Source organism: Sphingobium jiangsuense, from assembly GCF_014196495.1.
Classification (GTDB): domain Bacteria; phylum Pseudomonadota; class Alphaproteobacteria; order Sphingomonadales; family Sphingomonadaceae; genus Sphingobium; species Sphingobium jiangsuense.
Genome location: NZ_JACIDT010000021.1, coordinates 26,595 through 48,231, shown reverse-complemented (window position 1 = coordinate 48,231; position 21,637 = coordinate 26,595). Strand labels below are relative to the sequence as shown.

The 21,637-nt window shown below is 65.9% G+C and carries 17 protein-coding genes; 6 read left to right on the top strand and 11 right to left on the bottom strand.

The window, feature by feature from the left end:
* Nucleotides 1–76 precede the first annotated feature (76 nt).
* Complete coding sequence (locus tag GGR43_RS19860) at nt 77–2,275, top strand: TonB-dependent receptor (RefSeq protein WP_188073552.1); 2,199 nt, start codon at nt 77–79, stop codon at nt 2,273–2,275.
* Nucleotides 2,276–2,309: 34 nt separating this feature from the next.
* Nucleotides 2,310–2,945, top strand: coding sequence for a glutathione S-transferase family protein (locus GGR43_RS19855; RefSeq protein WP_188073551.1), 636 nt, complete (start codon nt 2,310–2,312; stop codon nt 2,943–2,945).
* An 84-nt stretch (nt 2,946–3,029) separates the two neighbouring features.
* On the opposite strand, the gene GGR43_RS19850 is transcribed toward GGR43_RS19855, so the two are convergent.
* Entirely contained in the window at nt 3,030–4,334 is a 1,305-nt protein-coding gene (locus GGR43_RS19850; protein ID WP_188073550.1) for an MFS transporter, read from the bottom strand.
* A 199-nt stretch (nt 4,335–4,533) separates the two neighbouring features.
* On the opposite strand from GGR43_RS19850, the gene GGR43_RS19845 reads away from it, so the two are divergent.
* On the top strand, nt 4,534–5,538 hold the full coding sequence (locus GGR43_RS19845) for a pyridoxamine 5'-phosphate oxidase family protein (protein WP_188073549.1): 1,005 nt from the start codon (nt 4,534–4,536) through the stop codon (nt 5,536–5,538).
* A 13-nt stretch (nt 5,539–5,551) separates the two neighbouring features.
* Here the strand turns inward: GGR43_RS19845 and GGR43_RS19840 are convergent, their stop codons facing one another.
* Nucleotides 5,552–6,490, bottom strand: coding sequence for an SDR family NAD(P)-dependent oxidoreductase (locus GGR43_RS19840; protein WP_188073548.1), 939 nt, complete (start codon nt 6,488–6,490; stop codon nt 5,552–5,554).
* A 166-nt stretch (nt 6,491–6,656) separates the two neighbouring features.
* On the opposite strand from GGR43_RS19840, the gene GGR43_RS19835 reads away from it, so the two are divergent.
* A complete protein-coding gene (locus GGR43_RS19835; protein WP_188073547.1) occupies nt 6,657–7,547 on the top strand; it encodes an AraC family transcriptional regulator in 891 nt (296 codons plus the stop codon).
* Between the two features lie 202 nt (nt 7,548–7,749).
* Here GGR43_RS19835 and GGR43_RS19830 read toward each other — a convergent pair whose 3' ends face one another.
* Nucleotides 7,750–9,075: an acyl-CoA dehydrogenase family protein gene (locus GGR43_RS19830; RefSeq protein WP_188073546.1), complete on the bottom strand. Its 1,326-nt coding sequence runs from the start codon at nt 9,073–9,075 to the stop codon at nt 7,750–7,752.
* Between the two features lie 76 nt (nt 9,076–9,151).
* On the bottom strand, nt 9,152–9,748 hold the full coding sequence (locus tag GGR43_RS19825) for a VOC family protein (RefSeq protein WP_188073545.1): 597 nt from the start codon (nt 9,746–9,748) through the stop codon (nt 9,152–9,154).
* 392 nt (nt 9,749–10,140) lie between these two features.
* Here GGR43_RS19825 and GGR43_RS19820 point away from each other — a divergent pair, with 392 nt between their 5' ends.
* Together GGR43_RS19820 and GGR43_RS19815 are read left to right on the top strand one after the other, a co-directional pair.
* Nucleotides 10,141–12,438 (top strand): TonB-dependent receptor, encoded by a 2,298-nt coding sequence (locus GGR43_RS19820; RefSeq protein WP_188073544.1) that lies wholly within the window; start codon nt 10,141–10,143, stop codon nt 12,436–12,438.
* 113 nt (nt 12,439–12,551) lie between these two features.
* Nucleotides 12,552–13,271, top strand: coding sequence for a TetR/AcrR family transcriptional regulator (locus GGR43_RS19815; protein WP_188073543.1), 720 nt, complete (start codon nt 12,552–12,554; stop codon nt 13,269–13,271).
* A gap of 21 nt (nt 13,272–13,292) precedes the next feature.
* On the opposite strand, the gene GGR43_RS19810 is transcribed toward GGR43_RS19815, so the two are convergent.
* The 7 genes from GGR43_RS19810 to GGR43_RS19780 form a co-directional block, all read right to left on the bottom strand.
* Complete coding sequence (locus GGR43_RS19810) at nt 13,293–13,967, bottom strand: TetR/AcrR family transcriptional regulator (RefSeq protein WP_188073542.1); 675 nt, start codon at nt 13,965–13,967, stop codon at nt 13,293–13,295.
* A gap of 148 nt (nt 13,968–14,115) precedes the next feature.
* Nucleotides 14,116–16,494 (bottom strand): TonB-dependent receptor, encoded by a 2,379-nt coding sequence (locus GGR43_RS19805; protein ID WP_188073541.1) that lies wholly within the window; start codon nt 16,492–16,494, stop codon nt 14,116–14,118.
* A gap of 122 nt (nt 16,495–16,616) precedes the next feature.
* On the bottom strand, nt 16,617–17,510 hold the full coding sequence (locus tag GGR43_RS19800; RefSeq protein WP_188073540.1) for an NmrA family NAD(P)-binding protein: 894 nt from the start codon (nt 17,508–17,510) through the stop codon (nt 16,617–16,619).
* 308 nt (nt 17,511–17,818) lie between these two features.
* Entirely contained in the window at nt 17,819–18,577 is a 759-nt protein-coding gene (locus GGR43_RS19795) for an SDR family oxidoreductase (RefSeq protein ID WP_188073539.1), read from the bottom strand.
* Nucleotides 18,578–18,642: 65 nt separating this feature from the next.
* On the bottom strand, nt 18,643–19,632 hold the full coding sequence (locus GGR43_RS19790) for an aldo/keto reductase (RefSeq protein ID WP_188073538.1): 990 nt from the start codon (nt 19,630–19,632) through the stop codon (nt 18,643–18,645).
* Nucleotides 19,633–19,732: 100 nt separating this feature from the next.
* Nucleotides 19,733–20,716 carry a VOC family protein gene (locus GGR43_RS19785; protein WP_188073537.1) on the bottom strand — a complete coding sequence of 328 codons (984 nt, stop codon included), beginning with the start codon at nt 20,714–20,716 and terminating at the stop codon, nt 19,733–19,735.
* A 17-nt stretch (nt 20,717–20,733) separates the two neighbouring features.
* Nucleotides 20,734–21,588 (bottom strand): fumarylacetoacetate hydrolase family protein, encoded by an 855-nt coding sequence (locus GGR43_RS19780; RefSeq protein WP_188073536.1) that lies wholly within the window; start codon nt 21,586–21,588, stop codon nt 20,734–20,736.
* Nucleotides 21,589–21,637 lie beyond the last annotated feature (49 nt).

Here is a 21,637-nt window from a genome sequence, read left to right as displayed (position 1 = left end):
CATAGCCTTGGCGCAACAACCAGAAAAGCCCGCCGCCGGGGCGACCAAAGGCGGGCGACCGAAGGGGAGACACGACATGAAGCTGAAGCATCTCTATCTCTGTTCCGCGCTGCTGCTGCCGGCGGTGCCCGCCGCGCCGGCGCTGGCGCAGGAAGAGGCGCAGACCGACGCCACAGGCGCGGCGGGCGTGGGCGACATCGTCGTCACCGCGCAGAAGCGCGCCGAGAACCTGCAAAAGGTGCCGATCGTCATCACCGCGGTCAGCGGCGCGCAGATCGAGAATTCCGGCGTCACCAACCTCCAGACCCTGCCCGCGATCGCGCCCGGCCTCAACAGCCGGGTGACGGCGGGCGCGTTCCAGCCCTATATCCGTGGCGTCGGCACCTCCAGCAATGTGGTGGAGAACCCGGTCGCCCTCTATATCGACGGCGTCTACCTGCCGCAGCAGCGCGAGGGGCTGCGCGAGTTGCCGGACGTGGAGCAGGTCGCGGTGCTCAAGGGGCCGCAGGGCACGCTGTTCGGCCGCAACGCGACCGGCGGCGTCATCCAGATCACGACCAGGAAGCCGACGCAGGACGCCGAATTCATGGCGCGCGCGGGGATCGACAATTATGCGACCTTCCGGGGCACGCTGTTCGCGTCCGGCGGCCTGACCGACGGCATCGCCGCCAGCTTCTCGGCCGATTATGCCGATCAGGGCAAGGGCTTCGGCGACAATGTCACCAACGGGCACGACACCTTCCAGCTGCTGCATTCGCTCTCGCTGCGCGGCAAGATCGTGGTCGATGCCGGGCCGCGCACCGAAATCACGCTGATCGGCGACTATATGGACCGCAAGGAGCGGACCTACAGCTTCGTGCCCTATCCGGGGACGTCCTTCTCCGTGCCCTATGCGCCGGTGGGCAGCGTCTACGACACGCGCTCGCCGATCGATCCCTATACCGCGTTCGAAGGCGGCGGGGTCAGCCTGAACATCGACCATGACCTCGATTTCGCGCGGCTGGTTTCCATCACCTCCTGGCGCAAGGGCAGCACCAGCTATCTGTTCGACGACGTGCCGGTGGGCACGCCGGTCTTCTATGTCGGCGTCGACAAGGGGGATCAGCCGAACGAGAATTTCACGCAGGAAATCCAGTTGATTTCCAGCGACAACGGCACGTTCAACTGGACGGTGGGTGCCTTCTACTTCTGGAACAAGACCGCCAACAGCCCGATTACGCGCCAGTTCTTCCCGGCCTTCTACGGTCCCGCCGGGCCTGCCCCCACGTCCAACCGGATCAGCCAGACCTATGGCGAGGAGACGACCGAATCCATCGCCCCGTTCGGGCAGGTGTCGATCGAGGTGATGCAGGACACGCGGCTCACGCTCGGCGCGCGCTATACCTATGAAAAGCGCGACATGAACGGGCGCACCGTCCTCACCCGCTATGACGGCACGGTGCTGACCATCCCCAAGGCGGCGGTGGTGCCGGATTCCATCACCATCAAGAAGCCGACCTGGCGGGTGGCGCTCGACCATCAGTTCACGCCCGACGTGCTGGGCTATGTCTCCTATAATCGCGGTATCAAGAGCGGCGGCTTCAACATATTGAACGTCAACAACCCCGCCTATCTGCCGGAACGGCTGGACGCCTATGAGGCGGGGCTGAAGATGCAGCTGTTCGACCGCAGGCTGCGGCTCAATGTCGGCGGTTTCTATTACGACTATTCGAATCTTCAGGTCATCCAGTTCATCAACCTCGCGCAGACGGTGGTGAACGGCGCCAAGGCGCGCATCTATGGCGTGGATGTCGATTTCAACGCGAAGCTTTCCGACGAATTCAGCCTGAGCGGCGGTTTCGAGATATTGCATGCGCGCTTCACCGACTATCGCAACGCGGTCGGCAGCACGCCGCTGCCCGGCGGCGGCGCGACGCTGGGCACGGTCGTCGCCAGCGGCAACCGCATTCCGCAGGCGCAGAAATTCGTCGCCTCGCTGTCCGCCGATTATCAGAAGCAATTTTCCTTCGGGTCGCTCAATTTCAACCTCACCGGCAACTATAACGGCGATTATTATGTCGAGCCGGACAATTTCCTGAAGCAGGGCAGCTATGTGATGCTCAACAGCTCGCTCACCTGGACCGAGCCGAACGGCCATTATTCGCTCAGCGTCTGGGGCCGCAACCTGGCGAACGAGAAGATCATCACCAATGCCAGCAGCCAGGCGATCGGCTATCCGATATCCTATGGCCAGCCGCCGCGCACCTATGGCCTTACCGGCAAGGTGATGTTCTGAAAAAGGAAGGGCGAACGTTTTGGAAAACCCCGGATTGACCCTATACCACTTCCCCGGAGCATGCTCCGGGGTTGCCGTCTGCGCGCTGGAGGCGGCGGGCCTCGACTATGAGCTGAAGCTGATCGACATTACCGCCGGGCAGCAGTCCGAACCGTCCTATCTGGCGCTGTCGGCGCTCGGCAAGGTGCCGCTGCTGCTGATCGACGGCGTGCCGCTGTCGGAAAATGCGGCGATCCTGACCTATATCGCCGCGCTGCGGCCGGAGGCGGGGCTGTTTCCGGCGGACAGCGCGCCGCGCGCGCGGGCCGAGGCGGTCGGCGGCCTGTCCTTCTGCGGCGGCACGTTGCACCCGATCATCCGGGGCATCGCCAATCCCCAGCGGCTGACCGACGGTGACATCGAAGGGGTGCGCTCCCGGTCGAAGGAGCTGGCGAAGAAATCCTTCGGCTATGCGGACCGGCGACTGGCCGAGCGCGGCTGGTGGCTGGGCGAGCGGTCGATCGTCGATGTCTATCTCTACTGGGCGTTCGGCGTCGCCCGCAACGCCGGTTTCGACGCCTCGCCCTTCGCGGCGCTGGTCGCGCTGGAGGACCGGCTGAAGGCGGAGATGCCCGGCTTCGCGGCGATGCTGGATATCAACGCCAGGGCGCGGGCCGAACTCGGCCACTGACGCGCGGCGCCTTTTCCCGATGCCTTGCGGCCCGGTTTCCTTAGGGAAACCGGGCCGGTTTTTATGGCTGGCTTCGGGGGCCGATCAGTCCCAGCGCAACGGCAGGCGCAGCACCAGCAGCGCCGCTATGACCGCCGGTATCGCCATCAGCGCGGAGACGAACAGCTGCCCGAAGCCCAGCGAAAACAGCAATCCGCCGGTCGCGGGCGCGATCGCGCTGCCCAGGCGGCCGACGCCGATCACCAGCCCGGTGCCGGACGCCCTCGCCTCGGCGGGGAAGCTGCGCGAGACGACCGCGTAGAGCCCGGCCATGCCGCCGATGGTGAAGCAGCCCAGCAGCGCCGCCATCGCCGAAAGCGCGACGATGCCGATGGTCGCCAGCCCGAACGCCGCGATGGTTGCGGCGCCCGCGGCAAAGGCCAGCGCCACGCATTGCCGCAGGCCGATGCGCGAGGCGACGAGGCCGAGCAGCAGCCCGCCGGCGATGCCGCCGCCGTTCATCCACACCGAGACATGCGCCGCCTGCGACGGGGTGAAGCCCGCCCCCACCACCATCGCGGGGATCCAGCTCTGGATATAGAAGAGCGACACGACATAGAGGAAATAGACCGCCATCACCCGCAGCGTCAGCACCGCCATGTCGCGCCGCGCCAGCAGCGAGAGGGCCGATGGCCGGTCCTTCTTCGCGGCGGCGGCGGGCAGGGCCGAAAGCTCCGGCTGGTTGCACAGGCGCAGATAGAGATTGACCCGGTCGAGCGTCGACGGGGACGGGCGGGCGATCAGGCTCGCCACCGGTTCGGGCAGCCAGCGGGCCGCCAGCGCGATCATCACCACGCCCAGCCCGGCCGCGCAGACGAAGAGCATGCGCCAGCCGAATTGCGGCAATATCCATGCGGCGATCATGCCGCCGATGATTGCGCCCACCGGAAAGCCCAGATTGAGCAGCGTGACGCACAGGTCGCGCCTGCGGGCGTTGGAATATTCGGCGGCCAGCGGATTGATGATCGCGATCATCGCGCCGATGCCGATGCCGGTGGCGAGGCGGGACAGGCCGAGGTCGAGCGGCCCGGATGCCGCCGCCGACCATGCCGTCCCTGCGGTGACGAGGGCGAGGCTGGGCAGCAGCACGCGCCGCCGCCCCCATATATCGGCCAGCGGCGCGATCAGCAGCGACCCGGCCGCCATGCCGAACAGGCCCGCCGACAGCACCAGCCCCAGCTCCGCCTTGCCGACGCCCCATTCCTTTTCCAGCTGGGGGATGACGAAGGTGATCGCGAACACGTCGAACCCGTCGAGCGCACACAGCGCGATGACCAGCGTGACCGCCATTATCTGGAACCGGCTCATGGGGGCCGCCAGCAGGCGCTCGCGATAGCCTTGATTTTCCATATCATCCCCTCGGATTTATGTTTCTATGGTGCAGGACTATGCCCGTCGCGCGCGACATGCCCACGATATTCCTTTTCCGGCACAGATATCATTTTGCTATCATTGCCATGGCTGGCGGGCGGTGCTCATATTTGCTAATAGGAACTAGTAGCAGGTGATCGATCGCCTGCGGGACGTATCTGGCGCAAGGCGGCATTTGATGAAGCAAGGCATCGACACTTTTTCCGCCCTTCAGGGGATCATCGGCAAGACGCCGTCCGCCATCGATCTCAAGGTCATCGACCATCTGGACGAGAACGCGCTGCGCTGGCTCGGCGTGTCGCCGCTGATGTTCGCCGGTTTCGGGGATGGCGCGGCGCTAGCGGTCACTTTGGGCGGCGGAAAGCCCGGCTTCGCGGGCGGCGATCCGCGCGGGCTGCGCCTGCCGCTCGCCGCGCTGGACGATCCGGCGCTGGCGCGGCCCGGCGCGGGCTTCGGCTCGCTCTTCCTCGCGCCCGGCATCGGCGAGACGCTGCGCGTCAACGGGCGCGTCGCCGCGATAGAGGACGGCGCGGCGGTGATCGCGGTCGAGGAATGCTATGTCCATTGCGCCAAGGCGCTGATCCGCTCCGGCTTCTGGTCGGCCGCGCCGCTGGCCGAGGCGCCGGACGATCCCGCTGCCTTCGTCGCCGCGAGCTGCTTCATGGCGCTGGCGACCGCCGACGCGCGCGGCCATGCCGACCTCAGCCCGAAGGGCGATCCGGCCGGGAGCATGGCGCGGCTGGAGGACGATGCGCTGTGGTTCGCCGACCGCCCTGGCAACCGGCGCGTGGACAGCTTCCGCAACATCCTCGACCAGCCTCATGTCGCGGCGGTGCTGATCGTGCCGGGATCGAGCCGGGTGGCGATCCTCGGCGGCCCGGCGCGGCTGACCGCCGACGAGGAGGCCCGCGCGCGGTTCGCGGTGCGGGGCAAGGTGCCGCATCTCGCCGTCCGCATCGACCCGCTTGCGCTGGACCTCCGGGTCAGCCCGGCGCTGGAGCGCGCCCGCCTCTGGCCGCTGGAGGCGACAGCGCAAGGGATCGACCCGGCGAAGATATTCGTCGCCCATGTGAAGGCGAACCGGGAAAGGGGCATGGGCGCGCGGCTCGCAGGCGCGGTGATGTCGATCCCCGGCCTGATGCGCAAGGGGCTCGACAAGGATTATAAGGACAATCTCTATTGAGCCGGGCCGGATTTCAGAAAGCCTCGCCGGTCCACTCGTTGCTCTTCGCCCAGAGCGCCCTGGCGCGGTCGGGGTCGATCGCATAGGAGCGCACGCCGACGCGGGAGCCGGGCGTGTCGTTGATCTCCGCGACATGGCAATTCTCGCAATAGCGCCCGCCAACGGCGTCCGCATCCGCCACCGCGCCCGCCCAGACGGAGGTCGCCGCGCCCTGCTCCACGCTCTTGTACCGGAACGGGGGCGCCCCGGCGGGAAGGTTGGCGTTGATCGCCGCGATCTGCGCCGCCTTCGCCTCCGGCGTCTGGTGGCGGGACAGGGGCGTATCGATCGTGCCGGGGTGCACGGCCACCGCGCGAATGCCCTTGTCGCGGTGCCGCCGATCGAACTCCACGGCGAAAAGGGCGTTGGCGGTCTTCGACCGGCCATAGGCGGCGCGGTCGCTATAGGGCGTGTTCGCGAAATTGGGATCGTCGAGATCGACATCCCCGGCGCGATGGCCGCCCGACGTCAGCGAAACGACGCGGCTCCCGGCGCGCAGCAGGGGCGCCAGCCGGTTGACGAACACGAAATGCCCCAGATGATTGGTGGCGAAATGCATCTCGAACCCGTCCTTGCTGAGGCCGAAGGGCATCGCCATCACGCCCGCATTGGCGATGACGAGATCGAGCGGCATGCCCTGCGCCGCCAGCGCATCGGCGCAGGCGCGCACGCTTGCCAGCGAGGTCAGGTCGAGCTCGACCAGCTCGATGCCCGCAATGCCCTGCGTCGCCGCGCGGCCTTTCTCCAGATCGCGCACCGCGCCGATGACGTGCGCCCCGCGCGAGGCCAGCGCGCGCGCCGTTTCGACGCCGAGGCCGGACGACGCGCCCGTCACCAGCATGCGCTTTCCGGTCAGGTCGATAGTACCGAGCACTTCGTCTGTGGTGGATTCGGCGCCAAAGCTCGTTGCCATGCTCATTTCTCCTTCTCTTCCCCCGTTATGATCGGACGAAAGCGGCGGTTCCACGCCTGATCGGGTCAAATCATTGCACGATCCTCTCATTCCGGCCTCTCCTGTTGCCGCGAATAAAAAGCAACCGGACATTGCTTTCGCGAACATTTGCAATTACAAAGGATGCATGCAGGCGATATTGGACGAGATGATCGATCGGGTGGTGCGCCATGCGGACAGGCCGACCCCCATAGTGCCCCGGTTGCGGATGCGCGTGCGCGACTGTCCGTCCGACCACGGCGCCGCGACCATCTATGTGCCGATGGTCTGCCTGGTGCTGCAAGGCGTCAAGCAGGTGATGATCGGCGATCAGGTGCTGCGCTACGACCCGGCATCCTATTTCGTCAGCTCGCTCGACCTGCCGGGGCGGGGCCATGTGGTGGAAGCGAGCGCGGAGCGGCCGTTCATCAGCGTCAGCCTCGCGCTCGACATGGAGAAGGTGGCGGCGCTGCTGCCTCATCTGCCGCCGCCCGCCGACGACCCCGCCCGCACCTTCGCGACCGGCCCGGTCACCTCCCGGCTGCTCGACCCGTGGCGGCGGCTGCTCCACCTGCTCGACGAGCCGGAGGACGCGCCGGTGCTGGCGCCGCTGCTGGAGCGGGAGATCATGTACCGGCTGCTGCGCGAACCGGCGGGGCTGGCGCTGCGCCAGCTGGTCAGCGCCGACAGCCGTCTGTCGCGTATTCGCCGCGTGATGGGCTGGCTGCGCCGCCATTACAACCGGCAGCTCAGCATAGAGGAACTGGCGGACATGGCGGGGATGAGCACGGCGTCGTTCCACCGCCATTTCAGGATGGCGACGGGCACCAGCCCGCTGCAATTCCAGAAGAATGTGCGCCTGCAACAGGCGCGGGTGCAACTGCTCGCCGGGGAGAATGCGGCCTGCGTCGGCCATGCGGTGGGCTATGAAAGCCTGTCGCAGTTCAGCCGCGAATATGCGCGGATGTTCGGCGCGCCGCCGGTGCGCGACGCGCGGCGGGTCAGCGCGCGGCTCGGCTTCGCGGAGGCGCGGGCCTGATTATCGTTTAAAAGTGGTTTCAAGTCAGATGGAATATCTGACAGCCCGGAACGAAGTTCAGCGCAGCTAAAACACGGAAACAAGCAATACCGGACTCTGTCTGGCCCAATCTGAACAGGACAGGGTTCGGTCCTAAAGCCCGAACCCGCTTGCCGGAGACTATCCGGCAAGCGGGGAGACGTGCGACCGTCGGGGAAAGGGATCAGACCAGCGCGGTGACGCCGCCTTCGATGCCGACCAGCGCCTTGCCGTAGACCTCCGCGCTGATCGTCGGCGAGATCACCGCATGGCGCCCGGCGGTTTCCAGATCGCGCCAGATCCGCTGCAACGGGCTGACCTCCGCGAAGGTGCCCGCGCCATGGATGGAGATGAGCTGGTCCACCGCCTCGCGCGCGAAGGTGATCGCGCAGCCCACGTCCATGCGCACGCGCGCGCGGTCGAGATAGTCGAGATTGCGCCCCTCGCGCGCGGCGGTGTCGATGACGTCGGCCGCGCGATAGGCGAAGAGATGCGCGGCATCGACCTTGCTCGCCGCTTCCGCCAGACCGAGCTGGAAGCTGGGGGAATCGGCCTGCCGGTCGTAGAAGGAATAGGAAATGCCGCGCTTGGTCGCCTTGCTGCGCACGAAATTGAACGCCTCGGTGCACAGGCCGAGCTGCGGGCCGACCAGCGCCAGCGCCGCGACGGGGATGAAGGAGGATCGCTCCAGCGTGCCCCCGGTGGACTGGGTGGCGGCGGTGCCGTCGATCAGCGCGGGCACGCTGACGATGCGCCGGTTGGGAATGAACACCTCTTCGGCGATCAGCGTGTTGCTGCCCGTGCCCTTCATGCCGACGACGAACCACGTGTCCTCGATCACAAGGTCGGTCATCGGGATCAGCGCGAAGCCCTGATCGACCTGATTATTGTCGCTGTCGACCATCGGCACGCCGACCAGCGCCCAGTCGGCATGGAGCGAGCCGCTGGCCCAGGCCCATTTGCCGGTGACGACGAGGCCGCCTTCGGCCCAGCGGGCGGTGGCCGACGGCGCGAACACCCCGGCGATGCGGGCATCGGGATTGTCGCCCCAGATGTCGTTCTGAAGCTCCTTGCCGCCCATCGTCACGAACCATGCGCATACGTTGAGCAGCGTGGCGACCCATGCGGTGGAGCCGCAGCCGCGCGCCAGCTCGCGGGAAACGTCCAGCATGGTGCGCATGTCGGTTTCCAGCCCGCCATGCGCGCGCGGGGTGGTGATCTTGAGCAGGCCGGCCTCGCGGATGCCCTCGATATTGGCCTCGACCACGCGGCGGTTGGTCTCGGTCGCCTCGGCATTGGCGGCGAGCAGCGGGACCAGCTCGGCCGCGCGGCGCACCAGTTCGAGGCGCAGCGCCTCGCCGCGCAGATGCTCTATGTCGCTGATGTCGACGCGGCCGGACTGCACGATCGGGCGCAGCAGCGTCGCAGTTTCCGGCACGCTGACGGCGGTGCGCGAATCGCCCTTGCGCGCATAGGGCAGTTCGACGCGGGATTGGGTTGCCTGGGTCATGGGTTCGATCCTCTCAACTGATTATTTCGGTTCGTCATTCCCTCCGCCGGGGCGAAGGGCGGGGGAGACCCTCCCCTCAGATGTTCGGGTTATAGCGGTGCATCCGGCGCCCGATGCGGTCGCGCCAGTCGGCGTACATTTCGAAGCCTTCCTGCTCGCGGCTGAACTTCTCCGTCTCGGCGATGATCTCCTCGTCGGTCTTGCTCAGGTCCAGCGGGATGAGGAAGGGCTGCGGGAAATACCATTCGGTGTCGACGAAGAATTCGAGATTGTTGCCGTCGGGGTCATGACAGTAGATGCTCCACGCAATACCGTGGTTGCCGACCATGATGTTCTGCACATTCTCGCTCACCAGTATTTCGTGCAGTTCCCGCAGCGCCTGAAGCGAGCTGACGCGGAACGATATCTGGTTGATGAGGCTGCCGAACTGCGGGTGATAGGGGTTGGGCGGCAGATTGTCCGGGCGGCCCGAAACGAGCACGATCTGGTGATGGTCCATCGGGTCGCGGGACAGGAAGACGAGGTCCATGCCGAGCACCTCGCCCCGGTCGGTGACGGTAAAGCCCAGCACGCGGGTATAGAAATCCTCCATCCGGCCAAGGTCGCTGACGGCGAAGCCCAGATGGCTGAACATGAGGTTCGGCGTATAGCTCGGCGGTTGTATCGCATTCATGGCATCTTCTCCGGCTTTGTCATTGTCATGGGGTGAACGCCGGGCGTCCGGTTGCGGCCGTGCCCTTGCTGTCGAGTCATTTTTAAACAGAAATGACACTCATGTCCATTACTGTACGAGAAATTTTTGCGAGCGTGGCTCTGTATGCCGGTCCAGAAAGAGCTTTTTCGTGTCTGGAAACGGCTAAAATTCAAGGCATTTTCGGCGTCTTGCGAGAGGATATTGACGAAGCGAAAAGGATGACATAATTGTCATTACAGAAAAACGAGGCATCGGGGGTGCAAGCCGAAAACGGCGGCGCTTTCCAATCCGGGCCGGGGCAGATTCATAAAAACAGTCGATGGTCCGGGAAAAGGGGCCGCGACGCGAAATAACAGGAGAGGAAGCAACTTATGAAAGGCAGTATTTCGTCATCCGTAGCTCTCATCGCCATGGCGGCATCGCTCGCCGTCGCGGACCGGGCCGCCGCGCAGGACGAGGCGGCGACCGGCGGCCAGCTTCAGGAAATCGTCGTCACCGCACAGAAGCGCGCCGAGTCGGCGCAGAACATCCCGGTCGCGGTGCAGGCGGTCAGCGGCGACGCGCTCGCCAGCGCGGGCGTCAAGGATCTGGTTCAGGCGGCCACCCTCGTGCCCGGCGTGGTCTTTTCCCGCGCGCCCGACGATGGGCTGGCGATGACCTTCCGCGGCCTCGGCACCGTCGCGCGCTCTCAGGCGTTCGAACTGTCGCAGGCGCTGTTCGTCGACGGCGTGTTCATGGGCAAGGGCCGCATGTACACGACCTCCTTCTTCGACGTCGACCGCATGGAGTTCATCAAGGGCACGCAGTCGACCCTGCTGGGCAAGAATGCGAGCCTCGGCGCGGTCAGCGTCGTGACCAGGCAGCCGGGCGACGAGCTGGCGTTCGACGCCCGCGCCGGATATGAGGTGGAGCGCGGCGGCTATACCCTCGATGCCGCGACCACCGTGCCGCTGAACGACAAGGTGTCGCTGCGGCTGGCCGGCCATTATAACGATCTGCAAGGCTGGGTCCGCAACCGCGTTACCGGCAATTGGGGGCGCGAGCAGAAGGATCTGGGCCTGCGCGCGACGCTGCGCGTGCGCGCGACCGAGACGCTGACGCTGACCGGAGCCTATCAATATGCCGACAACCGGCAGATCGGCGCTTCCTATCAGCTGGTCGTCGACGATCCGGCGTTGCGCGCGGCGTTCCCGACGAACGTCTATGGCGACGCGACGTTCGACCGCTACACCTCGCAATTCACCACCCGCACCGACAATGGCGACACCTTCCACGGCAACAAGTCGCACATCGCCAGCCTGAAGGCGGAGCTGGATCTGGGCGGGCCGATCCTGGTGTCGCAGACCGCTTATCTGCGTTACAAGACCAATTATGTCGACGACTTCGACTTTTCGCCCACCGATGAAGTCAATTTCCTGCGTGACGAGAAATACCGCCAGTTCACGCAGGAACTGCGCATCCAGTCGCCCGGCGGCGACGCGCTGACCTATATGGCGGGCGTCTATTTCCTGTCGAGCCGGTGGCATTCGGTCGAGGACCAGCAATGGGCAGCGCCGGGAGTCGGCGGCGGGCAGCTGTTCAACGGCGGCTACACCAACGATTTCCTCCAGAAATCCAAGACCTATTCGGCCTTCGCGTCCGGCTCCTATGAATTCGGCGGCGGGCTGAAGATCGCGGGCGGCATCCGCTGGACGCGCGAAACCAAGGATATCGTTTCGGGCCGCACCCCGGATGCGGGCATCCAGACGGTGTGGAACACCATCGCCAACCCGCCCTTCGACCCCACGCCGCTGAGCCACAACGTCAATTTCTTCGACGGCAATGTCAGCCTGCAATATAATCTGACCGACGATGTGATGGCGTTCGTCGCCTATGGCCATGGCAGCAAGTCGGGCGGCTATGTCGAAACCAACACCATCGCCGTGCCACCGACCGCGCTGGTCAACGGCAAGGTCCCCGCCGCGCTGGTCGCGGCCGGATCGCTGGTGAAGGACGAATATACGCAGACGGTGGAGGCGGGCTTCAAGACCATGCTGCTCGACCGCCGCCTGCGCTTCAACATTGCCGGTTTCTATACCAAGGTGAAGGATTTCCAGGACACGGTGTTCACCGGCGGCACGCTGGGTTTCATCACCTTCAACGGCCCGGCGCGCACCAAGGGCGTCGAGATCGAGACCGCCTTTCAGGCCTCGCGAGAGCTGAGCTTCAACGCGGGCTTCACCTATGCCGACGCCACCGGCGAGATCCAGCCGATCGACCCGGCGACCAACGCGCCCGCGCTCGACGGCAACGGCAACCCGGTCTTCGGCTGGTATCGCCGTTCGCAGGCGCCCAAGGTCGTCGCCAATGCCGGGGTGAATTACAATGCGGAGATCACCGACAGCCTCGCGCTCGAACTCGGCGCGTCGGTGCGGCATCGCAGCAGCATGTACAACCAGCGGCAGGAACTGTTCCCGTCGAAGAAGCTGACCACGCTCGACCTCTCGGCGGGTGTCAGGTCGGCCGACGATCGCTGGGGCATACAGGTTTCGGGCCGCAACGTCACCAACGAGCTGGTGCAGGATTTCGCCAGCCCGTCGGTCGATCCCATTCCGGGCGCGCTGGGCGCCTATCTCGCCGGGCCGAACGAAGCGCGGACGGTGACCGTGAGCGTCTGGACCAAATTCTGACGCCTTGCGGCCGGGGGCGGGAGGAAGGAACGCTTCCTCCCGCCCCCGTCCCCGGCGCCGGGCCTTGCCGGCGGCACTGGTGCTTGGCCGGATAGTCGGGTATCGGGGACAGCATGAGTGGTTCGGCAGTGTTGAAGAAGCGGCAGGAAAATTATCGGGTCAGGGTCGCGCGCGAACGGCGGGAGCGGATGCGCGCCCATCTCCTCAACTCGGTGATGATCGTCTGTTCGGGCCAGAGCAGCAACGGCCCGGCGGTGATCGACGACGTGATCCGCCATGCCGAGGTGTCGCGCGGGACCTTCTACAAATATTTCGACTCGCTCGATCAGGCGATGGGCGAGCTGGCGCGCGAGATGGCCGACGACATGGCCGGCGGCGGCATCGTCCATGTCTATGATTCGGTCGAGGATCCGCTGGCGCGCACCGCCACCGGCTTCCTGCTGTACCTGACCCGCGCGCTGATAGAACCGGAATGGGGCGGGTTCGTCTGCCGCGTCGGGCTGCTCAACGCTTCGGGCGTGCTCGCCGGCAGGATCGTCGCCGACATAGAAAGCGGCATCGCGTCGGGCGATTATGTCATCCCCTCGTTGCAGGTCGCGCTCGACATGCTGATCGGCACCAAGACCGAGGCGATCCAGCGCATCATTTCGGGCGAGGTCGGGCCGGAGTATCTCTGCGCGATGACGTCCATGGCGCTGCGGGCGCTGGGCGTCACGCCGATGAAGGCGGACCATGTCGTCGCCAACGCCTTCCAGTGGATCTGCACGCAGGCCCCGGCGCATCTCTACTGGTGGAAGGAGATCGGGGGCGAGGCCGGAGCCGGAGCCGAATAGCCGCGCGGCGGGAAAAGGGCGCTATTCTTTCCCCTCGCTTTTCCCGGCCGCGCCGGTTTCGGGCGCCGGTATCGGGAAGGCGGAGGACAGCAGGCCCAATGCCTCGCGCAGCAGCGGCAGCAGCGGCGCGGGCGGATCGGCCTCATGGAAGATATCTATCGTCACCTGCGTCACGGTGGTGACCGCCGCCGACAGCAGGCGGCAATAAAGACCCCTCCCGTCAAGGCCGAGGCGATCGCCGATGGCGTGGGCGAATTCGTTTCTGTCGTTCAGCACATCCTTCAATATCTCGCCCTGAAGCGCGCTGTCGCAGAACAGCAGACGCAATTCCGCCAGCGTCTCCGGCGAAGGGGTGTCCAGACCGGCGGCGGATGATTGCCAGGGCGCCAGCACCGCATCGGCAATGGCGGACCAGAGCGGCTTGTCGGCGGGCTGATCGCGCAGGGCCACCGCCGCATGATGCATGCGCTGCGCATGGCGGCAGGTCAGCGCCTCATATTTGCTGGAGAAATAATTGCTGAACGTCCGGGTGGAAACGCCAGCCTCGGCGGCGATATCCTCGATCCGCACGTCGTGAATGCCCCGCAGCATCGCAAGCTGGATCGCGGCCTCGGCTATGGCGTCGCGGGTCGCGATCCTGTTGCGTTCCCGCAGGCTGAGCGGTTTCTTTGCCGGTTGGCCGGATGGGTTTGTCATGGCTGGCCCCTAGACCATATATTGCGCAATAGGCAATATATTCCGTATCTGTATGCTTTGCAGGCTTTTCCGGCAAGCAAGGCAAAGGCGGCCGGTCCGACGGGCAGACCGGCCGCCTGTTTTGCCGTTCAATTCCGGGCGGAATGCCTCAGAATTTCGCCGTGCCGCGAATGCCGAAGGTGCGCGGCGGCGTCGTATAGGCGACCAGAACGCCCGCGAAGGCGATCGGCGCGACTAGCAGGCGGTCATTCTCGATATTGCGCACGAAGGCGGAGAGCGACCAGCTGTCGTCGCTGGGGCCGAAGGAGATTTGCGCGTTGCTCGTCCAGCTGGACGGCTGCAACTGTTCCGGCTGATATTCGAAACCGAGATAGCGCTCCGTCTTGTACTGGGTGTCGGCGCCAACCACCAGCTTGTAGGCGCCCATCGGTATCGTCTGCTCCGCGCCGAGGTTGACCGTCCATTTCGGCGCGGCGAAGGCCGGAAATCCGGCGCAATTGACGGACGTCGTCGGCGGCGTGGTGGGCGGCGTCACCGGCGCGGTCGCGCAACCGGTCCGCGCTTGCAGCAGCGACGAGCTGATATAGGTGAATTGCTTGTTGACGGTGTCGAGATACTGGACGCTGCCGCTCAGCAGCGTGGTTTCCGTCGCCATTACGCGGGCGTCGACCTCGAAGCCCTTGATGGTGGAGCGGCCGATATTCTCGGTGATGCTGTTCGCGCGCGGCGGGATGCCCTTGTCGAAGCCGGGATGGGCGACCTGCTGGTTGCGATAGCGCCAGTAGAACGCCTCAAGGTTCAGCTGCACCCGGTTGTCGAAGAAGCGGTTCTTCGATCCCAGCGTATAGGCGGTCAGATATTCCGGCTCGAACCTCTCGAAACCCACTGAAGTGTTGAAGCCGCCCGACCGGAAGCCGGTCTCCACGCTGGCATAGAGCAGCGAGGCCGGCGCAATGTCGAACTCGACCGCGCCGCGCCAGGTCGTCTTCGAATAGCTTGCGGTGTCGCGGAAGCTCACCTCGGTGCGGGTGATGGTCGTGCCCGCTGCCGGTCCGGGGATCGTCTGGCCGTTCGCGGTGGGGATCGGGAAGGGCTGGTCGCCGGGGGTGAGGGTGGAAACCGGCAGGATCGCATTGGCGCAGGTGAACGGCACCGCGCAGTTGAACGCCAGCGCGACGTTGGTCGAATTCAGCTTCCGCTTGTCATGCGTATAGCGGACGCCGCCGACCAGACGGAGCTGCGGCGTCAGGTTCGCCGTCAGCCGCGCGAAGGGCGCGTAGGATTCGGTCTTCTGCGTCGTCGGCGTGAAGAAGGAGATATTGCTGCCGAACGTCAGCGTCGATTGATAGAGCTCGACATTCTCGTTGAAGTAGAAGGCGCCTAGAGTATAGTCGAACATGCCCGCCTTGCCGGAGAAGCGCGCCTCGGTCGAATATTGGCGGTCGTGCTGGCGCTGGTTGACGGGGAAGCCGCCCGCGCCGCTCAGGGTGCGCAGCCGGTTCCAGCGCGCCGCCGGGATGACGGTCAGCACGCCCGACCCGGTATCCCAGGTGATTTCGCCGTTGATGCCGTAGAAATTGCTGTTCTGGAACGGGCGGGGGAAGGCGTCGCGGGTGGAGCGCACCTGCCCGGCCTGCCCCGCGCCCAGCGAGCGATAGAAAGCCTGCGCGGCGGGCGTCAGCATGCCGTCGGCCAGCGGCACGCCCGAAGGGGTCACCGTGGTCGCGTTGTAGCGGCTGATATAGCTGAAGCCCTGGCCGATGCCGCCCAGATGGGTGTAGTCGCCCGCAAGGCGGATGGTGAGGCCGGGGGCGGGCTCCGCCTTGAACTGCACGCGCAGCGCCTGCGTCCTGTCGTCCGAAGTGCCGTCGCGGAGATAGCCGTCGCGATGGGTCACGATGCCCGAAACGCGCAGCGCCGACTGGTCGCCCACCGGCACGTTGGCGGCGGCCTCGGCGATCACCAGATCGTAATTGCCGACCGTGAGGGTGCCATAGCCGGAAAATTCCCCCAGCTTGGGCTGGGTCGGCAGGATATTGATGACGCCGGCGGTCGCGTTGCGGCCGTAGAGCGTGCCCTGCGGCCCCTTCAGCACCTCGACGCGGTCGAGATCGAAGAAGGTGCCCGACGTCGCGTTGATGCGGCCGAGATAGACGCCGTCATAGTTGAAGGCGACGGCGGAATCGTTCGTCACCACGACCGAGAAATTGCCGACGCCGCGAATGAACGCGGCATTGGCCGGGCCGACCTGCTGGATCGTCAGCGCGGGCACCACCGTGCCGAGATTGCTCGCCTGCGTCACGCCGCTGCCGACCAGATCGGAACCGCCGACCACGTCGATCGCGACGGCGGCGCGCTGCGCGCTTTCCACGCGGCGCTGTGCGGTGACGATGATGTCCCGCAGCCCGATAGTGGTGTCGGCCTCGGCGCCCTGCTCGGCCGATGCCGGCTGGCCCTGCGCCAGGGCGGCGGCGGGCGTCGCCCCGCAGGCGAATAGCACGGTCGATGTCATCAGAAATCTACGCATTGTTCCTCCCCTATATTTAGTCGGTCGGTCTTGCCGCCGGATTTGATCGTGATTTTCCGTTCATATCCTTGTAATTAAATAATGTTCGTCAGTATAAATCGGTACATTGACTGTATAAGCGGTTACGGATGCGCCACCGTCGGCGTTCCCGCGAGGACGTCGCGGAAGAACTGGTGCATGGTGCGCGGCTCGCGGCCCAGAACGGTTTTCAGCATGAGCGGATTGCCGACCAGCCCGTGCTTGTCGTAATAATCGTACATGCGGGCCAGCGCGCCCCTGGTATAGCCGTCGTCGGGCAGCGGCAGCCCGGCCAGATACTCCTCGGCATTGCTTTCCCCGGCGGTGACGGGATAGCCCAGCACCTCGCTCATCACGCCGACGACCTCGTGCCGGTCGCGGCCGAAATCGGCGCACAGGTCGAACGAGGCGTTGCGCAGCGCGTCGCCGGTCAGCGCGATCGCGCCGACCTCCGCGACGTCGCGATAATCCACCCAGGAAAGGCGCTTGTCCGCCGAAAAGGGCTCGGTAAAGACATGGGTTTCGACTATGGAACGCCAGTTCCTCAGGATGTTCTGATAGAAATGGCAGGGGTGGAGGATAGTGAAATCCATGCCGGAATTGATGATCGCTTCCTCGACCGGGATTTTCTGGATGTGATTGTCCAGCGCGGTTATCATCGGATGGATGACGGAGGAGAAGACGAAGCGCCGCACTCCGGCATTGGCCGCCGCCTCGACGAAGGAGCGTCCGACCTTCTGGGATTCGTCATGCGGATAGACGGGCGCGATATAATAGACGCCGCTCACGCCCCGCAGCGCCGCCTCCACGCTCGCCGGATCGCGCAGGTCGCCGATCGCATATTCGCTCGCACCGCGCTGGAGCGCCAGCTCGCCGCGCTCGGTGCTGCGGACGAACCCCCGGACCCGCGCGCCGCGCTCGGCCAGCATCGGCACGACCAGCCCGGCATGATGCCCGGCGGCGCCGACTACGAGGATCGTCCCATTGGTATCGGACATTCTTCTCTCCCGGTAATATGGTTTGATTGGATGTGTTATGAAACGACTTGCGGCCTGCCCCGGTGGGACCATCCGATATGCGGCTTATAGAGGTGTTCAAAACTCTCCCCAGCCTGAATTGCATATGCAAATTATATGGCGAAGGGAGTCGTGTCAATCAATTCCGCTGGTCGTCCGCGCTTTTTGGGTGGAAAAGCCGCGATGCTGCCATGGAGTCGCGCGGAATGCCTCTTATGGGGATCGGCGGCGGGATCGGCCCGCGCGCCGGTCGCCCCGCCCGGCTTCGCTCGGCCGGGCGGGAAGGAAGATCAATGCTGCGGGGCGGCGTTGATGAGCTCGTAAAGCTGGCCGAACTGTCCCGTCGCCTCGGCCTCGCGCAGCGGCTTGACGGCATCGACCAATATCTCCTCGACGTCCGGCTGGTCGCGCAGGATGGCCATCACCTCGCCGATGAAGTCGTCGAGCGGCAGGGTCGGCGGACCGTTCTCGTCCACCGGCATCAAATTGGTCGCGACCGCAGGCGGCGCAAGCTCGATCACCTGAAGGGCGGTGCCGGCCAGCTGGCGGCGCAGCGACCGGGTATAGGAGTGGATCGCCGCCTTGGTCGCGCAATAGGTCGGCACCATGTTGAACGGCACGAACGCCAGCCCGGAAGAAACGTTGATGATCGCCCCGCGCGGCTGCTTGCGCAGATGGGGCAGCAGCGCGGCGGCCAGCCGGATCGGCCCCAGCAGGTTGATCGCGACCTGCTCCTCCGCGCCGCTCAGGTCGCAGGGCTCCTCCAGCAGGTTTTCCACCCGCATGATGCCCGCATTGTTCACCAGCACGTTGAGATCGGGATAGCGGCGCTTCACCTCATCGGCGAAGGCGGCGATGCTGGCCGCGTCGCCCATGTCGACCACATGCCAGCTCATGCCGGGATGGGCGCCGGCCACCCTGGCGAGCGCATCGGCGCGCCGCCCGGCGATAATGACCTTGTTGCCCGCCTCGTGCAGCGCGACCGCGAGGCCGTAGCCGATGCCGGAATTGCCGCCGGTGATGAGGACGGTGTTGCCTGTCAGTTCCATCTTCTGTTCCATTCCTTGTTATGTCGCCGGGCCGCTGCCCGGTGAGTTGGTTCGGGCGGGGCCGGTCAGGACGCGACGTGGCTCTCCAGCCCTTCGGGATAGCGCGACCCGGCGAAGGTGCCGGGGGCGAAGGCGTGGTCCAGCTCCGCCAGATCCTCCGGCGAGAGCGCCACGTCGAGCGCGCCGAGATTTTCGGGCAGGCGCGACCTGTTGCTCATGCCGACCAGCGGAATGAGGTCCTCGCCCTGCGCCAGCACCCAGGCGATGGCGATCTGCGCGGGTGTCGCGCCCTTGCGCTCCGCGATGGCGCGCAGGGCCTCCACCGCCGCGATGTTCCTGTGCAGATTTTCGCCCTGAAAGCGGGGGAAGATGCGGCGGATGTCGTCGGCGGGCAGTTCCGCCGGGAGCGCCCCGGTCAGCAGCCCCTGCGTCACCACGCTATAGGGCACGATGCCGATGCCCAGTTCGCGCGCTACGGGAAGGATTTCCGGCTCGATGAACCGGCTCGCCAGCGAATATTCGATTTCGAGCGCGGTGACCGGGTGCACCGCATGGGCGCGGCGCAGCTGGTCGGCATTATATTCCGACACGCCCAGATAGCGCACCTTCCCTTCCTTGATGAGGTCGGCGACGGCGCCGATCGTGTCCTCGACCGGCACGGCGGGGTCGATGCGCGAGGGCTGGTAGAGGTCGATTTCGTCGACGCCGAGGCGCTGGAGCGAATAGGCGCAGAAATTCCTGATCGCCTTGGGGCGGGCGTCGAAGCCGAGGAACTGCCCGTCGGGCGCGCGCATCGCGCCGAATTTGACCGACAGGAACGCCTTGTCGCGGCGGCCGCGCAGCGCCTCGCCCACCAGCATCTCGTTCGCGCCCATCGTGTAGAAATCGCCGGTGTTGAGCAGGCTCACGCCCGCGTCCAGCGCGGCGTGGATCGTCGCTATGCCTTCATCCTTCCCGGTCCAGCCCTGCTGCGCCGTCAACGGCGTCATGCGCATGCAGCCGAGGCCGATCGCGGACAGTTCCGGCCCGTCGGCACCCAGTTTCCTCATCTTCATCGTCATTCTCCTCGCTGGGCGCAGGCGCGCGTCGCCGCTCCCGGCCCGCGAAGGCCGGTCCGGCGCGGTCGGCGCTGCCCTGTCGCTGGTCGCTTAGGGTTCAGGCGCCCGCGAAGGCGTCCTGCTCCGCGACTTCATAATTGTGGACGAAATCCTGCGGCACGTCCGGGCCCCAGCTGGCGAGGCTGTCCTCCAGATCGTAGTTGGTCGGCGTCCACAGCGCATAGTCGTCGATATAGTCGATGTCGGAATAATATTCGAACCAGCTGCCCCACGGGTCCTGAATATAGTGGAAGAAGTTGGAGCCGATGGTGTGGCGGCCGAAGCCCCAGTCGCCGCGCCCGGCCTTCCTGAGCAGCGCGCGGCCGCCCCGGCCCACCTCGTCGGGGTCGGCGACCTGAAAGCTCGCATGGTGGAAGCCGATGCCGGGCGACTTGGCGAAGGCGATCACATGATGGTCGCTGTCCTTGCGCGCGCAGGTGAAGGCGATGATGTCCTGCGACCGGTCGGCCAGCCCCATGCCCAGCGCGCCGGTGACGAATTCGACGCTTTTCGGCACGTCCGGGCTGAACAGCAGCACATGGCCGAGCCGAAGCGGCCTGGCCGGCGGATAGGCCTTGCCGGGCAGGATCGCCGAGCGGCGCGTGCGCACCACCCGGCCCGGCTCGTTGATCGCGAACGCGGCCGCCGCCGGGGCCAGCTCCGGATCAGGCGCCCGCTCGATCAGGTGGAAGAGCATGCCGTGCGGGTCGCGCACCCACAGGCCCCCGCTCAGGCCCCCGCTCAGGCCCCCGTTCAGGCCCTCGCCGGAAAAGCCCTCCGGCGCGGGCACCACCTGCCCGCCATGGCCGGGAACCTGCGCGGCGATGGCGTCCAGCGCCTCGGCCCGCAGCGTCACATGGTGGAGCCGCTTGCGCCGATGGCCGCCCAGCAGCGTGATCGACGGGCGGTCCTGCCCGTCGCAGCGCAGCCGGGCGACGCTGCCGTCCACCTCCGCCAGCAGGCCCGCATCGGTGTAGAAGCGGATGCCCGGCTCGATATCCGGCACCTCCAGCGTGACCGACAATACGCCCAGAACGGCCATGGCGCTTCCTTCCCTCTTCAGGCTTTCGCGACGACGCGGTTTTCGATCGCGCCGATGCCGTCGATCTCGCAGCGCACGACATCGCCGGGTTGCAGGAACTGCTGCGGCTCCATGCCGACGCCGACGCCCTCCGGCGTGCCGGTCGCGATCAGGTCGCCCGGATCGAGCGTGAAGGCGGTGGAGAGATAGGCGATCTGCTGCCGCAGCGAATGGATCATGTTCGAGGTGTTGTTGGACTGGCGCACCTCGCCATTGACGATGCAGCGCAGGTCGAGCGCCTGCGGATCCGGCACTTCGTCGGCGGTGACGATCCACGGACCGATCGGCCCATGGGTGTCGAACGACTTGCCCATGGTGAAGGTCGACGAGTGGAACTGCCAGTCGCGCGCCGACACGTCGTTGGCGACCAGATAGCCGAACACATGGTCGAGCGCGTCGGCCTCGGCCACCTTCTTCGCCGTCTTGCCGATCACCGCGCCCAGCTCGACCTCATAGTCCAGCTTTTCGGTGACGCCGGGGTCGATATCGTCATAAGGGCCGGAAACGCACGTCGTCTGCTTGTTGAACCACACCTGATGGGCGGAGCGGGCGACGCCCAGCCGGTCGGCTTCCTCGAGATGCTTGCCGTAGTTCATGCCGATCGCCAGATATTTGCCCGGCCGCTCGATCGGCGCGAGCAATTCCACGTCGGCCAGCGCGAGCCCGCCCTGCGCGGTGGCGGCATGGTCGCGGATCTTCGCCAGCGCGGCCTCGCCGCCGGTGATGATGTCCAGCATCGTCGTGAAGCCGAGCCCGTCCAGCGGGATGACGCGGTCGCCCTCGACCACGCCCAGCGCGATGGAATTGCCTTGCTTGAACCTCGCCAGCTTCATGTATCGTTCCTTTATTTCTTCAAAGCACGGACCCCGCGTGGCCGCAGGG

Bases quoted from the DNA above. Each gene is read 5' to 3' on its own strand.
- GGR43_RS19835 (WP_188073547.1), top strand. From the start codon at position 6,657: ATGCAGGCGATATTGGACGAGATGATCGATCGGGTGGTGCGCCATGCG.
- GGR43_RS19815 (WP_188073543.1), top strand. From the start codon at position 12,552: ATGAGTGGTTCGGCAGTGTTGAAGAAGCGGCAGGAAAATTATCGGGTC.
- GGR43_RS19810 (WP_188073542.1), bottom strand. From the start codon at position 13,967: ATGACAAACCCATCCGGCCAACCGGCAAAGAAACCGCTCAGCCTGCGG.
- GGR43_RS19795 (WP_188073539.1), bottom strand. From the start codon at position 18,577: ATGGAACTGACAGGCAACACCGTCCTCATCACCGGCGGCAATTCCGGC.
- GGR43_RS19820 (WP_188073544.1), top strand. From the start codon at position 10,141: ATGAAAGGCAGTATTTCGTCATCCGTAGCTCTCATCGCCATGGCGGCA.
- GGR43_RS19825 (WP_188073545.1), bottom strand. From the start codon at position 9,748: ATGAATGCGATACAACCGCCGAGCTATACGCCGAACCTCATGTTCAGC.
- GGR43_RS19805 (WP_188073541.1), bottom strand. From the start codon at position 16,494: ATGCGTAGATTTCTGATGACATCGACCGTGCTATTCGCCTGCGGGGCG.
- GGR43_RS19845 (WP_188073549.1), top strand. From the start codon at position 4,534: ATGAAGCAAGGCATCGACACTTTTTCCGCCCTTCAGGGGATCATCGGC.
- GGR43_RS19800 (WP_188073540.1), bottom strand. From the start codon at position 17,510: ATGTCCGATACCAATGGGACGATCCTCGTAGTCGGCGCCGCCGGGCAT.
- GGR43_RS19850 (WP_188073550.1), bottom strand. From the start codon at position 4,334: ATGGAAAATCAAGGCTATCGCGAGCGCCTGCTGGCGGCCCCCATGAGC.
- GGR43_RS19840 (WP_188073548.1), bottom strand. From the start codon at position 6,490: ATGGCAACGAGCTTTGGCGCCGAATCCACCACAGACGAAGTGCTCGGT.
- GGR43_RS19790 (WP_188073538.1), bottom strand. From the start codon at position 19,632: ATGAAGATGAGGAAACTGGGTGCCGACGGGCCGGAACTGTCCGCGATC.
- GGR43_RS19785 (WP_188073537.1), bottom strand. From the start codon at position 20,716: ATGGCCGTTCTGGGCGTATTGTCGGTCACGCTGGAGGTGCCGGATATC.
- GGR43_RS19830 (WP_188073546.1), bottom strand. From the start codon at position 9,075: ATGACCCAGGCAACCCAATCCCGCGTCGAACTGCCCTATGCGCGCAAG.
- GGR43_RS19860 (WP_188073552.1), top strand. From the start codon at position 77: ATGAAGCTGAAGCATCTCTATCTCTGTTCCGCGCTGCTGCTGCCGGCG.
- GGR43_RS19780 (WP_188073536.1), bottom strand. From the start codon at position 21,588: ATGAAGCTGGCGAGGTTCAAGCAAGGCAATTCCATCGCGCTGGGCGTG.